A 14591-nucleotide genomic window follows, 5' to 3' on the forward strand; every position below is an offset into this window, starting at 1 on the left:
TAATAAATAATTTGTCGTAACTTTGCAACCCAAATCTGTATAAGAAGAATGAGACAATTAAAAATTACCAAAAGTATCACTAACAGAGAGAGCGCTTCTCTTGACAAGTATTTGCAGGAAATCGGCCGCGAGGACCTTATTACAGTCGAGGAAGAGGTAGAGCTCGCTCAGCGCATCCGCAAGGGTGACCGTGTTGCACTGGAAAAGCTGACACGTGCCAATCTGCGTTTCGTTGTATCTGTAGCCAAACAGTACCAGAACCAGGGTTTGAGTTTGCCCGACTTGATTAACGAGGGCAATTTAGGACTGATAAAGGCTGCCGAAAAGTTCGATGAAACACGTGGTTTCAAGTTTATCAGCTACGCGGTATGGTGGATACGTCAGTCCATTTTGCAGGCTTTGGCAGAACAGTCGCGCATCGTGCGCCTTCCCTTGAACCAGGTAGGGTCGCTGAATAAAATCAGCAAGGCTTTTTCCAAGTTCGAGCAGGAGAACGAGCGCCGTCCGTCTCCCGAGGAGCTTGCCGATGAACTGGAAATCCCCGTCGATAAAATCTCCGATACGCTGAAGGTTTCCGGCCGCCATATTTCGGTGGACGCACCTTTCGTTGAAGGAGAGGACAACAGTCTGCTCGATGTGCTGGTTAATGACGACTCTCCTATGGCCGACCGCTCTTTGGTGAACGAGTCTCTTGCGAGGGAAATTGATAGAGCTCTTTCTACGTTAACCGATAGGGAAAAAGAAATCATACAGATGTTTTTCGGTATCGGACAGCAGGAAATGACATTAGAGGAAATCGGCGACAAATTCGGTCTTACCCGTGAGCGTGTCCGCCAGATTAAAGAAAAAGCAATCAGAAGGTTAAGACAAAGTAATCGTAGCAAATTGCTCAAATCTTATTTGGGATAAATAAGAAATATCAGTTTCTGACAAATAAAGAAATTAAGGAAGCCGGCGGGTCCCAATGCGGACAGCCGGTTTTTTATTGCCTTCGGGTGAGATAAGCTGCACTTTGATGCAAAAAATAGGCGGCTTATTTTGTTCTGCTTCCGGTTTACATTATCTTTGCCCCGTTAAATAAACGAATAGAAGTTATGAAGCACGTAAAAATAGTATTTGCAGTGATGCTCGTCTTTACTCTGTGTACGGCATTTACAATGAAAAGCAACAAGCCCGTCTACGCTTTCGGTATAGCGGCATCTTTCAACGACTCGGTAGTGTATTATACGGAAATCCAGGTGCTGGATAGCGCCGTGCTGGATAAGAACGGCTTTCTGCCCAAGCGCGACTTATACAGCTACCAGTTGAAGAACTACCTAGAATACGATTTGAAGAAACCCGATTATACGTGTATGGTCTACTTCAGCGAGAGCAAGAAGAAGTTGGAGAAAGAAGCTTCCAAGGTAAAGGCGAAATATAAGAAAGGGACAATGCTGCTGCAAGCTATCGAACCGGACAAGTTCAGCTTTAAGAAACCGGAAGAATAATTATTAATCCGGAATTATACGAATGACTATGAGATTGAAGCTTTATACCCTGCTATGCATATCCTTTCTTTTTCTGTTTACTGCGTGTAACCAGGACGACGACCCTGTCGCTCCCGAGGCAGGTAGCAAGACCGTGCTTGTATATATCGTGGCAGATAATAGTTTAGCCTCGTTTGCAAAACAGGATGTGGAAGAGATGATGAAGGGTATGGAGCTTGTAGATTCATCATCCTATAATCTGTTGGTGTATCAGGACGACAAGAGCACACCCGTCTTGTTCCGCATTGCAAAGGACAAGAAAGGCAATGTCGAAAAGAAGATTATCAAGGAATATGCAGAGCAGGTATCTACGGATACATCTGTGATGCAGGAGGTAATGCACCGCGCCTTTTATGAATATCCGGCGGACAGCTACGGGCTGGTTTACTGGTCGCATGCAGACGGCTGGATTCCTTATCCGGTTCCTTCCGCTTCCACCCGTTGGATAGGACAGGACACCGGAGGGTGGCAAGATAACCGCATGAATATATCCGATTTCCTGGCTGTGCTGGACGATGATATGCCGCATTTCGATTTTATTATGTTCGATGCGTGTTTTATGATGTCGGTGGAGGTGGCCTATGCGGTGCGCAACTATACCGACTACTATATGGGATGCCCTACGGAAACCCCTGGACCGGGTGCTCCCTATGATAAGGTTGTCCCCCTGATGTTTAAACAAGATGCGGTAGTTCAAATGGCGAAAGCTTATTTCAATCATTATTATGCAAACTATAAGGCGGGTGTAGATATCTTGGATACGAATTGGACGGGAGGGGTTTCTGTTGCAGTTTTGAGAACTTCGGAACTTAACAAATTGGCTACAGTTACTAATCAGGTTTTACAGGCTAATGTTGTATTAGAGGAACTCCGTACTGATGTTTTTGATTATGATAAACGTACTATGAGCGATGGGCATATAGGATATTTTGACATGCAAGAAATGATGCGACATCTGACAGATGATGCAGGATATGAGCTATGGAAACAAGCCTTCGACTCTGCCCTTGTTTATTGGAGTACTACAGAAAAAAACTATTCCTCTTATGCTGATTATAGATTTGATTCTGTTTTCGGTATGTTCTCGATGAAAGATACCAACGGTGTCACGCATTACATCCCCCTTTCCACCGATTCCCAGGCTGCCGCCGCATACCGTTCTACGGCTTGGTATACTGCTGCCGGTCTCGATAAGATAGGGTGGTAGCGTAGGGGCTGTTTCTCTGTTTATTCGTGGTGGTACGGTCCGCCGTTCAGTATCGTCATGGCACGGTATAGCTGTTCCACGAAGATAAGCCTTATCATCTGGTGCGAAAAGGTCATGCGCGAAAGAGAGAGTTTCTCGTGTGCCGCTTCATAGACTTTGGGAGAGAAACCGTACGGACCTCCGATAATAAAAACCAGCCGTTTGTTTACGGTGTTCATCTTGCGCTTCATATAGTCTGCAAACTCTATGGAGCGCATTTCTTTTCCGCCTTCGTCCAGCAGCACTACTACATCGCCCGGTTGGAGAGCTTTCAATATCAGTTCGCCTTCTTTCTCCTTTTGCACTTCCGTGGAAAGGTTCTTCGTATTTTTCAACTCCGGAATAACCTCCATATCGAACGAAAGATAGCGCCGGGTGCGCTGTATGTAGTCATTGATAGCTGTAATGAAATGTTGTTCTACGGTTCGTCCTACGACGAGCAAAGTCGTTTTCATGCAAATTACTGATTTTGGTGCAAAAATACTCCTTTCCTGCGAGAATACAGCTCTCCTCCGTGTATTATTTATTCCTTCTGCAAGGCAGACGTGATTCTTTCTGTAAGGTAGGCATAATTCCTTCTGAAGGCGGACGTAATTCTTTCCGTAAGCCGTGACAATTCGTTCTGCAAGCTGGATTTATTTGTCCCATGAGCCGGATTTATTCGTTCCATAGGCTGGATTTATCCGTTCCGCAAGCCGAATCTATTTACCTCGTAAGCCGAATCCGTTCGTTCTGCAAGCCGGGCTAATCCGCCCTGTGGAATGCTTCGGCTCTACCGTGATGTAGGTAGTTTTGGAAGGTTAATTAAATAAAAACGCGCTTTTTTCTTGTTATTTGCGAGATTTGCTTACCTTTGCCTATCATTAATACTTGTGAAAATGAATAAACGAGTAGTAATATTGTGCGCCTGCCTCTTTATCTGGACGGTTTCGGTCATGGCACAAGACGTGCCGGAGGGAGTCGTTGCCGCCTTTAAAAAAGGAGATTCCCGGAACCTGAACGGATATTTGAGCGACAAGGTAGAGCTGATTCTCGAAAACCGCCCGATTAACGTAGACCGCGGAACGGCAGAGGGGAAAATGGCAGCTTTCTTTTCCGGCAACCAGGTCAGCGGTTTTACAGTGAACCACCAGGGCAAACGCGATGAGTCGGGCTTCATTATCGGCACATTGGCAACCGCGAACGGCAATTTCCGGGTGAACTGCTTCTTTAGGAAAGCGGCAAGCAAATATGTGATACATCAAATAAGAATAGATAAGACAAATGAATAAGGAAGAAGAATTGATTGACAGGCTAATCGACCTGGCATTTGCCGAGGATATAGGCGACGGCGACCATACCACTCTTTCGTGCATTCCCGATACGGCAATGGGCAAGTCCAAGCTTTTGATTAAGGAAGCCGGTATCCTTGCCGGTATCGAAGTGGCTAAGGAAGTTTTCCGCCGTTTCGACCCCACCATGAAAGTGGAAGTGTTCATCGGCGACGGTGCGGAGGTAAAACCGGGCGATGTGGCTATGGTCGTAGAGGGCAAGGTGCAGTCTTTGTTGCAGACCGAACGCCTGATGCTGAACATCATGCAGCGCATGAGCGGCATCGCTACCATGACGCATAAGTATGCCGAAAAGCTGAAAGGCACGAATACCCGCGTGCTCGATACCCGCAAGACCACTCCCGGTATGCGTATCCTGGAGAAAATGGCGGTAAAGATAGGCGGAGGTGTGAACCACCGGATTGGGCTGTTCGACATGATTTTGCTGAAAGACAACCATGTGGATTTCGCAGGCGGTATAGACAAGGCCATTACCCGCGCCAAGGAATATTGCAGGGAGAAAGGCAAAGACCTCAAGATAGAAATCGAAGTGCGTAACTTCGACGAATTGCAGCAAGTGCTCGACTTGGGCGGTGTAGACCGCATCATGTTCGATAACTTTACACCCGAAATGACGAAGAAAGCCGTAGAAATGGTGGCAGGCCGTTACGAAACGGAGTCTTCCGGCGGCATCACCTTCGATACGCTGCGCGACTATGCCGAATGCGGCGTGGACTTTATTTCGGTAGGTGCGCTGACACATTCCGTAAAAGGCCTGGATATGAGCTTCAAGGCATGCTGACAAAATGCCTGCGCTTGTAATTCGGATAAAAAATAAGACCTTCTGTAAGGATTGCATTGTAGAAGCAAGCTTATGGAAGGTCTTTTATTTATTCCGCAATTCTTTAACTTCTTTTTAGAGATTCTGTTGCAGCATTCTGCCGGATGCTGCGTCTAACTGATAAACGACGCAAAGAGGCGTCCGTAAAACGAGCACTGACATTGGAAAACGAGATAGAACTGATAGAGGGCTGCCGGGCAGGAAAGGATTCCGCCCGAAAGGAACTTTACACTCTATATTCCAGGCAGATGCTGGCGGTGTGCTACCGCTATACGGGCGATATGGATGCGGCGCACGATGTTTTGCACGACGGCTTTATCAAAATCTTCACCCACTTCACGTTCCGCGGCGAATGCGCGCTGGGCACGTGGGTAACGAGGGTAATGGTGACACAAGCTATCGACTACCTGCGGAAGCAACACCGTCTCAGCCAGTTGGTGGTGAACGAGGAGCGGCTTCCCGATGTGCTGGACGAAACGGACGTTGCCCAGAGCGGAAACCGACTTACGGAAGAAGTGCTGATGAGCTTTGTGGCGGAACTTCCCGACGGCTGCCGTACGGTGTTCAACCTGTACGTGTTCGAGGAGAAGTCGCACAAGGAAATAGCGGAACTGCTCCACATCAAGGAACATTCCTCTACCTCGCAGTTGCATCGTGCCAAATGTATGTTAGCGAAAAGAATTAAAGAATATACCGAACATGAGAGAAAAAGATGAAATAACCGGATTGTTCCGCAGCCGCCTGAACGGTGCGGAGATGACGGTGCGCGAGGGCTTCTGGGAGAAGTTGCAGGAAGATATGCCCCTTTCTGCCGCAAGCCGTAAAAAGACCGCCTTCCTTTCTCCGAAGTATTACCGGGTGGCGGCTGCCGCCTCCGTTGTATTTGTGTTGGGGGCTGCTTCGGCCGCTTTCTGGTATTTCTCTCCGAAAGAAGAGATAAAGGAGGCATTTACACAAGTGGCCGCCCTGACGCCGGAAGGCAGCTTGAACGGCGATGCCGTGCAGGAAGCTTTTCCCTCCATACACCAGGCGGCTCCGGCAGCGCAGAACCCCGGTACGAGGCAGCCCGTAAGCGGCATACCCGCAGGCATGGCCGCCCGGCAGGGAGATGCGGACGAGTCCGTATCCGTCAGGTTTTCCATTACTATCCGCCAGCGGGTACAGGCAGGTGGCGGTTACTTCGGCAACGATGCCACCGCACAGGACAGCAATCCTTATCAGCAAACCACCGGCGGGGCAAGCCCGGTTTCCGGTCTCTTTTCTGCCGTTCCGGTAGAGGAGCGGGAAGCCTCTCCCTTAAAGTACCGGAAAGCGCGTAAGTGGGCGCTGAAGGCAGCCCTCGGGACATCTCTGCCTAAAGGGGATTACCACATGCCGCTCACGGCGGAGGTTACGGTGGAGCGCAGCCTCAACGGTTGGCTCGCCTTGGAAGCGGGTGTACGGTATAACCGTTTGCATGCCGGTCATGCGCTTCACACCCTGGGCATTCCCGTGAAGCTGAATATGACGTTGGCAAGTACCCCGAAAGTCGATTTATACGCTACTGTGGGGGGAGCCGCCGATAAATGTATCGCCGGCGCTCCGGACAACGGGTTCAATGCCGAGCCCGTCCAGCTCTCGGTAGCGGCAGGCGTAGGGGTACGCTATAAATTGAACGACCGCTTCACCTTGTTTGCCGAACCGTCCGTGTCCCACCATTTCGATACGGATTCCGAAACCAGGACTTTGCGAACGGAACGCCCCACGAACCTGAATCTTTTGTGCGGGGTACGCATGACTTATTAACCTTCAAGACAGTACAACAAAATGGACACTCTTTACAGAATATATAGATACGGATACATGGTGCTTGCAGCGGTATGCTGCCTCGCACTTGCTTCTTGCGGTGAAGAATCGCTGGACTACGAGCATCCGGATGTGGATTTGTTTGTGAAACAACTGAAAGCCGGTAAATACTCCGCCCAAAGCCCCGAGGGGCTGAACAATGTTCCCAACTTCGCCAAGGAGGACATCGGGGAACTTCTGGAGTATGCCGAGGATTTAACGGTGATACCTTCCTTTCCGTTAGCTCCCGTATCCTATTCGGCAGGCGGTAAGCTGCGGCTGGGCGAGTGTATCTTGTGGACGGTGGAAACAATCAGGCTTGGGCACAATGCCTCCATGGGGTGTAAAATGGTGCATACCGATGCTGAGAACTATGAAGGCATTTACTTCCTGACGGATGAAGAGGTGTTGGATGCAGCCGCCCGCTACCGTCGCTGGTGGGAGGGACGGAAATATCCGCGTACCATGTGGACTGTAGACCCGTGTTACGACGAACCGCTTTGCGGAAGCGGCTATATGTGGTGGTGAGTTCTGAGGGCGGACACGGAATGTCGGGTATAAAACATAAGGTAAAGGAATAACCGGTGAAAAATCGTATTCTCTTTTTGGGGCTGCTTTGTGCGGTAGCCTTCCCCCTTTGCGCTCAAGAGTGGACGCCGCAGGACTCCTTGCGCCTGCGTCGGTTGCTCGATAGCGAGGGAGAGGTGGAGCTGAACCCGGATGTGCTTAGGGAAATGGGTATCGACACTCCCTGGGGTACTCCGGAGGCTGAGGAGGATAAGCCGTGGCTGGACTTCGATGTTTCCATGCCCGCACTGCCCCGGACGCCGAAAAAGAAGGTGGTGCTTACCTTGCACCCTTATACGGCAAATACCAAATACAACTGGGACCCGGTTTATCAGAAAAAGATTAAGGTGGATAAGAATACGTGGCGGGGCAATCCGTTCTACGAGTTGACGGTACTCAAGATTTACACTGATTGGGCTAAGACTCCGCTGGATGCCGGGCCGCGCGAGAGTGTGGAGCAGATAGAAGCCACCGGACTGCGGTATATGGTAACCGAACGCGCTAACAATATGGCGGTAGGTAGCTGGCGGGGTGTCGGCGGCGGTGCTGTCTCGGGCGATTTCATGCGTCCTTTTACAAAAGATTTCTGGAACAGGAAGGCTGCCCGGCGGCGTGCGCGTACATTGGAGGTGTTAAGGGCTTATGGCGACTCTGTCAGTGTCCGCCGTAAAGAGGTGGTTGCCGAATAGGGACGGTCCGGGCGGCGGGTTCTTGAATATCGAACTTTATCTCTCTTGTTCTTGTTTTTATAAGATAACCCTTAAAGGGTAGGACAATTAAAGGATAGAACGATTAAAAGATAAAACAATTAAAGGATAAGACAATGGATAGAATAACTTCCCTGTTCGGGATAAAATACCCCATTATTCAAGGCGGTATGGTGTGGTGCAGTGGCTGGCGGCTGGCGTCGGCTGTAAGTAATGCCGGCGGCTTGGGCTTGCTGGGTGCGGGCTCCATGCATCCCGAGACTTTGCGCGAACATATACGGAAATGCCGCGAGGCTACACGCCGTCCATTCGGAGTGAACATTCCCCTGATGTATCCCCAAATAGAAGAAATCATGCAGATTGTGGTGGACGAATGTGTCCGCATCGTATTTACATCCGCCGGCAATCCGAATACATGGACGGGGTGGCTGAAGGAACGAGGCATTACGGTGGTGCACGTCGTGTCCTCGTCGCGTTTCGCCATGAAAGCGGAGGAGGCCGGTGTGGATGCCATTGTTGCCGAAGGCTTCGAGGCCGGCGGACACAACGGGCGCGAGGAAACGACTACGCTTTGCCTGATACCTGCCGTACGTGCGGTTACCGCCTTGCCGTTGATTGCTGCCGGCGGCATCGCTACCGGCGAGGCGATTCTTGCCGCACGCGCATTGGGTGCGGAGGGTGTTCAGATAGGTACGCGGTTTGCCTTGACTGAGGAAAGTTCCGCCAGCGAGGTATTCAAGGAATACTGCCTGCACCTGAAAGAGGGCGATACCCGCCTGTTATTGAAGAAACTGTCTCCCGTACGCTTGGCACGCGGCAATTTTCAGCAAGCGGTAGCGGCAGCCGAGGCAGCCGGAGCTACGGAAGAAGAATTGCGCATCCTCCTGTCGAGAGGACGTGCCAAGCGCGGCATCTTCGAGGGCGACCTTGAAGAAGGCGAACTTGAAATAGGGCAGGCCTCCGCCTTACTCAATGAAAAAGGAATACAACCGGCAGCAGCGGTCATGGAGGAGTTGGTGACGGGTTACCGGAGGGCATATGAGGCGCTTACTGCCAAAGGAGGCTTGTTCGCCACGGATTAACACGGATTCAAGTCATTCCGTAATGGATTGGGATGTTGAATTGAATACATATGAAAGCTGGATGCACTACATTGGTGTTGAAGTGCATGTAGTTTATTCAACGATTCTTTCTTGGGAGAATATTTGTTCAAGCCTTGGAATTATACAGTGAACTTTCTTCCCTTTGGCACTCGATTTATCTAAAAAAAGTTTTGCCTATACCGGAATCCGGTTGCGATTGTACATCGCCCGGTTTTCCAGTATAGGCAAAATTATGCAGTAGGATAATCCTTACCCTTTGGGAGGGGTATCCGGAGTTTTGCTGCTGCTTGCCGGCGGAGTATTTCCGGGGGCGGAAGATGCGGCGCTTCCGTTTGCAGTTGCATTTACAGTTGCGTTTGCAGTTGTAGTTGCTGTTGTGGTTGCAGAAGCAGCCGTATCGGTTGCCGTCGTGGTTGCGGCAGCTTTACCGGCAACTTGTGCGGCAGGTTGTTCCTCCCAGTGGAACGGCTCGAAGTTCGTGTTCGGGTCTACCCAGCTCGGCTTCTTGGAAGCGTAGATAATGAACGGGGCGATTACAACGACGAGCGCGCCGATGATGAGTACGGAGAACCATACGGTGTTGCTACCCGTGGAAATCTGGCTGGGCGGGATGAAGCTCAGCACGAATGCGAGCAATGAACCGCAGAAGCCCAGGCCGCCGATGAACCACATCAGGCCATTACCGCCTTTGCCGATGCGGAACGGGCGGTTCAGTTTCTTCATCTTGTAGCGCAGTACGATAGCGCCGGAGAACATCAGCATATACATGATGAGGTAAAGAATTACCGTCAACTGCGAAAGAATCTGGTAGAAACTCTGTACGGAAGGCATCACAACGAACAAAAGGCTTAGTATGGTTACTGCACCGCCCTGTACGAACAGGATATTCTTCTGTACGCCCAGCTTGTTGGTCTTTTGGAAGAACGGAGGCATATAACCTGCCTTACCTACGGCAAAGATACCTTTGGACGGACCGGCAACCCATGTCAATACGCCTGCCAGTACGCCGAATGCCAGTGCAATGGCGATGATAGGCGACAACCAGGAGGCATGGATGTAGCGGAAGTAATTGTCGAAGCCTACCAGCAGGCTCTGCGTCAGGCTGATATCTTTGGCGGGGATGATGACGCCCAGGGCGAATGTGCCCAGCACGAAGATAAGCACCGTAATCAAAGCACCGATAAACACGGCTTTAGGGTAGTTTTTCGAAGGATTGTTCACATCCTTTACATGGATACCGCCCATTTCCATACCGGCATAGAAGAGGAATATACTTGCAGCGAGCACTACGTTGTCGAAGTTCGTCAGGTCCGGGAAGAAGCTGCTGTGGAAGTCCATGTTGGAGTGGCCGCCCGTAGCCAGGTAAACGATGCCGAGGATTATCAGCAATCCGGCGGGGATGATTGTTCCTACCAGGCCGCCTACTTTGGCAACCTTGCCTACCCAGCTCATACCTTTCAGGGAGATGAAGGTAGCCAGCCAGTAAATAATGAGCACCACCACCAGCGTGTAGTACTTGTTGTTTGCCAACGACATGTCGTGTACGTCGTTCATGCCGATGAACGCGATAGACACGGCGCCGAACGTCAGTACCGTAGGATACCAGATTGTACTCTCAATCCACTGCACCCAGATAGCGAGGAAGCCGAGCTTCTTTCCGTAGGCTTCGCCCACCCAGCGGAATACACCGCCCTGCTTGTCCTGAAACATGGCAGCCAGTTCCGCAGCGACGAGCGATGTCGGAATAAGAAAGACTATGGCTGCAAATAAGTAATAGAAGGCCGAACTCATTCCGTACACGGCCTCGGCGGGCAGTCCACGCAGGGATACTACAGCCGTCACATTCATGATTGCCAGGGTAAACACGCCCAGCTTCACCGTTTGTTTAATATTTGCCATAAGTTAAGGTTTTAGATAAAAAATATATTCGAAATTCAGCGTTTATAACAAGTCCGGAAAACAGTTGTTCCCGGTGGATAAAGGAAAATTACGGCTTTAACAATTAGGAAACGCCGTTTGCCGGTTCCCGGTTTTGTTCTATCTTTTTGTAATAGTCCTGCTTTTCCTTGTTACGCCTCTCTACCAGGCTCGTTACGTACACCGTGAAAATGGGGAACATCATCATGCCCAGCGCCGCCAGCAGTACGGACAGCACCCGTCCGGTAACGGTAACCGCAATGATATTGGAACCTACCGTCGTTACATCCATGAAAGCCCACCACAGGGCATCGCCGTAACCCGTTACCAGGGGATTGGTTCCGTGCTCCATGACATAGAAGGCAAGGCTCGAGAAATAGACGGTGGCCAGCAACATCGTGAGGTAAGACACGAACAAGCCCGATGCACGGTTGTACGTCAGCCAGCCCACCACGATAGCCATAGCGTAGCCGCCCCGTACCAATGGAATGAAGCGTAGCATATAGGTGATTTCGGGTGAGAAGTCCCAACCCATGTAGGCAATGATATTCTGATAAGGAATAGCTACCAGGAGAAAGATGAAGTGCGTGGCGACATAGCGTTTCTTATCGGACGCCAAAATCCATTCCAGTACGAAGTCCGCCAGGAACAATGCACAAATCCATAGCTGTACCTCCATGTACACCGACTGCTCGTAGAAGGGGATGCCTTTGAACGTATCGACGGAGATGCTGATAACCAGGAACAACGAAAGCAGCAGGATGACGACATGCAGTATGCCGTATATCCCTTTTTTCCGCAGCACGAATTCCGATAGAGCCATTTTCATAATGAAGTCCTATTATAAAGTTATGAGTTACCAGTTACCGGTCATTTGCCGGTAGCAGCATATGCAGGCAAATACCCCGTAACTTAATAACTCATAGCCGATGAAGAGATTATTCTGTAATCGTCACATTGTCGCCATTGAACACGCCCAGCCCGAGCTTGTTCATGATGAACTTGATAGCCAGTTGCGCCTTGAAGGAGTTACCCGCCTCGTCCAGAGGAGGAGCGAAAGCCGATATGCCCATTACGCCGGGCAGCACGGCCATTACACCGCCGCCCACGCCGCTCTTTGCCGGTATGCCGGCGGTGTACATCCAGTCGCCCGAATGCTCGTAGAAACCTACGGTGGAAATCATCGAGGTGATTTTCGGTGCGAGGCCGGCTTCAAATACGGTTTGCCCGGTAACGGGGTTGACGCCGTTGTTGGCAATCGTTCCGGCTGCGATGCCCAACTGCTCGGCGGTGATGCCCAGCGAACATTGGCGGGTGTAAAGGTCGAGCGCCAAGTCCGGGTCGTCGTAGATGCGGTTGTAGTTCTTCAACAGCCAGGCAATGGAGCGGTTATTGAAGTTCGTAGCCGTTTCCGATTTGTATAGCTCCTCGATGAGCTGCGGGGCGGAGCCGCACAACTCGGTAACGTTCTGTACAATGGCTTCCCACTTCTTGTCGGCATTGCCCACCGGCTGTACCATGGAGCAGGCGGAGATAGCGCCTGCATTTACCAATGGAGTAGAGGGGTGGTCGTTCTCCAGCAAAATGGCGATGATAGAGTTGAAGGGCAGCCCCGTAGCGTCGGCGCCAATCATATCCAGCACTTTTTGAGCACCGTACTGGCGCAGGACAAGTATGGCGGTATGTACCTTCGACACGGATTCTATCCCGAAGCGATAGCCTGTATCGCCGATGTTTACGGTTTGCCCGTTCATCAGGCAGATGCTGAGCCCGAACAGATTGGAATCTATGTTGGCAAGGTAGGGGATGTAATCCGCATTCTTGCCACCGGTTTTCCCTTTTACCTCGTTATATGCCTCCTGGGCAACTTCCTTGATTTGCGAAATCGATATTTTCTTTTCCATATATATTAATGTTAGAGAAAGCGACGGGACGGTAAGGCAGCAGCGCAGCCGCGGCTTCCTGCATATGCAATGTGCCCGATGCCGCCCTGAGCCGCCGTTACGTCGCCGTCCTGCCGCTTTATGGCTTCGTTATTTTTTCTTGCGTCTCCCTCCGTGGTTGAACATCTTGCTCTCTACCGGCAGATTCTTGTCCTGCGCCATACGGGTAGGAGTAGGGAAGTCCAGCTTCTCCAGTTCGGCAATGGCATTCTTGATGTCGCCCAGCAACATATCCGCCATGTCGCGGCTGAATCCCTGGCGTACCACGACGCGCATTACTACGTAATCTTCCAGTTTGTCAGGCAGCGTGTAAGCCGGAACCATCCAGCCATGTTGCGAAAGTTTGTCCTGCAAGTCGTACAAAGTCCACTTGGCAGTCTTGGCATATTCCGGTTTCAAGTACCAGATGAACAGCGGGTTCACCACCTCGTCGGAGTAGTTGACGAACGGAGCCATTTTACCGATTTCGTCGTGGATATACTTGGCAATCGTGAGCGAGTTGTACTGCACTTCTTTGTACCCCTGGAATCCCAAGCGGATAAACTGGTAGTACTGTCCTAAAATCTGTGCGGCAGGACGCGAGAAGTTCAGACCTACCTGGGTGATGTTGGCGCCGAGGTAGTTTACACTGAACGACATTTCTTCGGGCAGGTATTCCTTGCCCTTCCAGCAAACCCAGCCCAGACCCGGATAAACCAGCCCGAACTTATGGCCGCTGACGCTGATAGAGAGCACCCATTTCAAACGGAAATCCCATTTCTTTTCCGGATACAGGAACGGGAGGATGAAACCACCGCTTGCAGCATCCACGTGGATAGGAATGTCGTAGCCCGTCTTGGCATTGTAGGCGTCGAGCGCTTTATCCAGAGCTTCTACGTCGTCGTTCAGCCCGGTCCATGTAACTCCCTCGATAGGTACGATGCAGATAGTGTTCTCGTCGCACATTTTCAGGGCTTCTTCGGGGTCGAGCGTGGTCTTGTCCAGTGTCAAGGGCACTTCGCGCATTTCAATCTGCCACAGTTGGGCGAACTTTTCCCATACTACCTGGAAACCGCTCGAGATAACGAAGTTAGGCTTGTCGAACGGTTTGCCCTGTGCCTGGCGTTTCTTGCGCCAGCGCAGCCAGGCAGCTACACCACCCAGCATACATGCCTCTGAGGAGCCGATAGCCAGCGCACCGGTTTTCCAGGTGTCTTTCTCCGGAGAGTTCCACAGGTTGGCTACGATGTTGATACATTTGCCGTTCATCACAGCGATGCGGGGATACTCGGTTTCGTCGATGTAGTTGATGTTGATAGCCTCGTTCATCAGCTTGGTGGCATATTCGTCCATATAGGTAGTGACGAATGTAGCCAGGTTCAGGCGGGGCTGGGTCTGGGCGAAAGTCTCATCCTTCACCATTTGGTAGGCAATCTCCGGAGTGGTAGGCCCTTCGGGGATTTTCTCCACCGGCGAGGGTTGCAGCATGCGGTTCGAGCCGAATACTTCGGTTTTTGCATCTCCTTTTCTGAAATTCAAATCTTCCATATAACTATAAATTTTTAAAGGTTTAGGCGGCGGGGATTTTCCCCGTCGAATTTCTCTCAACAACGGCGCTTATAAAGGAA

Annotated in this window: 15 protein-coding genes; 10 read left to right on the top strand and 5 right to left on the bottom strand. The window is 50.8% G+C overall.

All coding sequences use genetic code 11. From position 1 onward, the window contains the following. Positions 1-48 precede the first annotated feature (48 nt). From C233_RS0113450 to C233_RS0113460, 3 genes are all read left to right on the top strand, one after another. Complete coding sequence (locus C233_RS0113450) at positions 49-909, top strand: sigma-70 family RNA polymerase sigma factor (RefSeq protein ID WP_002561589.1); 861 nt, start codon at positions 49-51, stop codon at positions 907-909. 185 nt (positions 910-1094) lie between these two features. Beyond that, a complete protein-coding gene (locus tag C233_RS0113455; protein ID WP_018668096.1) occupies positions 1095-1487 on the top strand; it encodes a hypothetical protein in 393 nt (130 codons plus the stop codon). A 28-nt stretch (positions 1488-1515) separates the two neighbouring features. Then, on the top strand, positions 1516-2733 hold the full coding sequence (locus tag C233_RS0113460; protein ID WP_018668097.1) for a clostripain-related cysteine peptidase: 1218 nt from the start codon (positions 1516-1518) through the stop codon (positions 2731-2733). Between the two features lie 20 nt (positions 2734-2753). On the opposite strand, the gene rlmH is transcribed toward C233_RS0113460, so the two are convergent. Next, complete coding sequence (gene rlmH / locus C233_RS0113465; protein ID WP_018668098.1) at positions 2754-3227, bottom strand: 23S rRNA (pseudouridine(1915)-N(3))-methyltransferase RlmH; 474 nt, start codon at positions 3225-3227, stop codon at positions 2754-2756. 423 nt (positions 3228-3650) lie between these two features. On the opposite strand from rlmH, the gene C233_RS0113470 reads away from it, so the two are divergent. From C233_RS0113470 to C233_RS0113500, 7 genes are all read left to right on the top strand, one after another. Further along, positions 3651-4043, top strand: a complete 393-nt coding sequence (locus C233_RS0113470; protein WP_025068959.1) for a DUF4783 domain-containing protein — start codon at positions 3651-3653, stop codon at positions 4041-4043. Continuing rightward, positions 4036-4884, top strand: coding sequence for a carboxylating nicotinate-nucleotide diphosphorylase (nadC, locus tag C233_RS0113475; RefSeq protein ID WP_018668100.1), 849 nt, complete (start codon positions 4036-4038; stop codon positions 4882-4884). The genes C233_RS0113470 and nadC overlap by 8 nt, the downstream gene beginning before the upstream one ends. 143 nt (positions 4885-5027) lie before the next feature. Further along, on the top strand, positions 5028-5639 hold the full coding sequence (locus tag C233_RS0113480) for an RNA polymerase sigma factor (protein WP_051089648.1): 612 nt from the start codon (positions 5028-5030) through the stop codon (positions 5637-5639). Next, a complete protein-coding gene (locus C233_RS0113485; RefSeq protein WP_018668102.1) occupies positions 5623-6708 on the top strand; it encodes a porin family protein in 1086 nt (361 codons plus the stop codon). The genes C233_RS0113480 and C233_RS0113485 overlap by 17 nt, the downstream gene beginning before the upstream one ends. A 21-nt stretch (positions 6709-6729) precedes the next feature. Next, the gene (locus C233_RS0113490; RefSeq protein ID WP_026314856.1) at positions 6730-7275 is read left to right on the top strand and encodes a DUF4943 family protein; all 546 of its coding nucleotides are present in this window, start codon (positions 6730-6732) and stop codon (positions 7273-7275) included. Positions 7276-7331: 56 nt separating this feature from the next. Beyond that, positions 7332-8003: a DUF4858 domain-containing protein gene (locus C233_RS0113495; protein ID WP_025068960.1), complete on the top strand. Its 672-nt coding sequence runs from the start codon at positions 7332-7334 to the stop codon at positions 8001-8003. Between the two features lie 134 nt (positions 8004-8137). Next, a complete protein-coding gene (locus C233_RS0113500; protein ID WP_018668105.1) occupies positions 8138-9103 on the top strand; it encodes an NAD(P)H-dependent flavin oxidoreductase in 966 nt (321 codons plus the stop codon). A 270-nt stretch (positions 9104-9373) separates the two neighbouring features. On the opposite strand, the gene gadC is transcribed toward C233_RS0113500, so the two are convergent. The 4 genes from gadC to gad all read right to left on the bottom strand — a co-directional run bounded on the left by gadC (position 9374) and on the right by gad (position 14511). Beyond that, positions 9374-11023, bottom strand: coding sequence for a glutamine/gamma-aminobutyrate antiporter GadC (gene gadC / locus C233_RS0113505; RefSeq protein ID WP_018668106.1), 1650 nt, complete (start codon positions 11021-11023; stop codon positions 9374-9376). 103 nt (positions 11024-11126) lie between these two features. Further along, positions 11127-11870, bottom strand: coding sequence for a potassium channel family protein (locus C233_RS0113510; protein ID WP_018668107.1), 744 nt, complete (start codon positions 11868-11870; stop codon positions 11127-11129). 109 nt (positions 11871-11979) lie between these two features. Beyond that, positions 11980-12945 carry a glutaminase A gene (glsA, locus tag C233_RS0113515; protein WP_018668108.1) on the bottom strand — a complete coding sequence of 322 codons (966 nt, stop codon included), beginning with the start codon at positions 12943-12945 and terminating at the stop codon, positions 11980-11982. 129 nt (positions 12946-13074) lie between these two features. Continuing rightward, entirely contained in the window at positions 13075-14511 is a 1437-nt protein-coding gene (gad, locus tag C233_RS0113520) for a glutamate decarboxylase (protein ID WP_018668109.1), read from the bottom strand. Between the last annotated feature and the right edge of the window lie 80 nt (positions 14512-14591).

The organism is Bacteroides gallinarum DSM 18171 = JCM 13658, assembly GCF_000374365.1.
GTDB lineage: Bacteria > Bacteroidota > Bacteroidia > Bacteroidales > Bacteroidaceae > Bacteroides > Bacteroides gallinarum.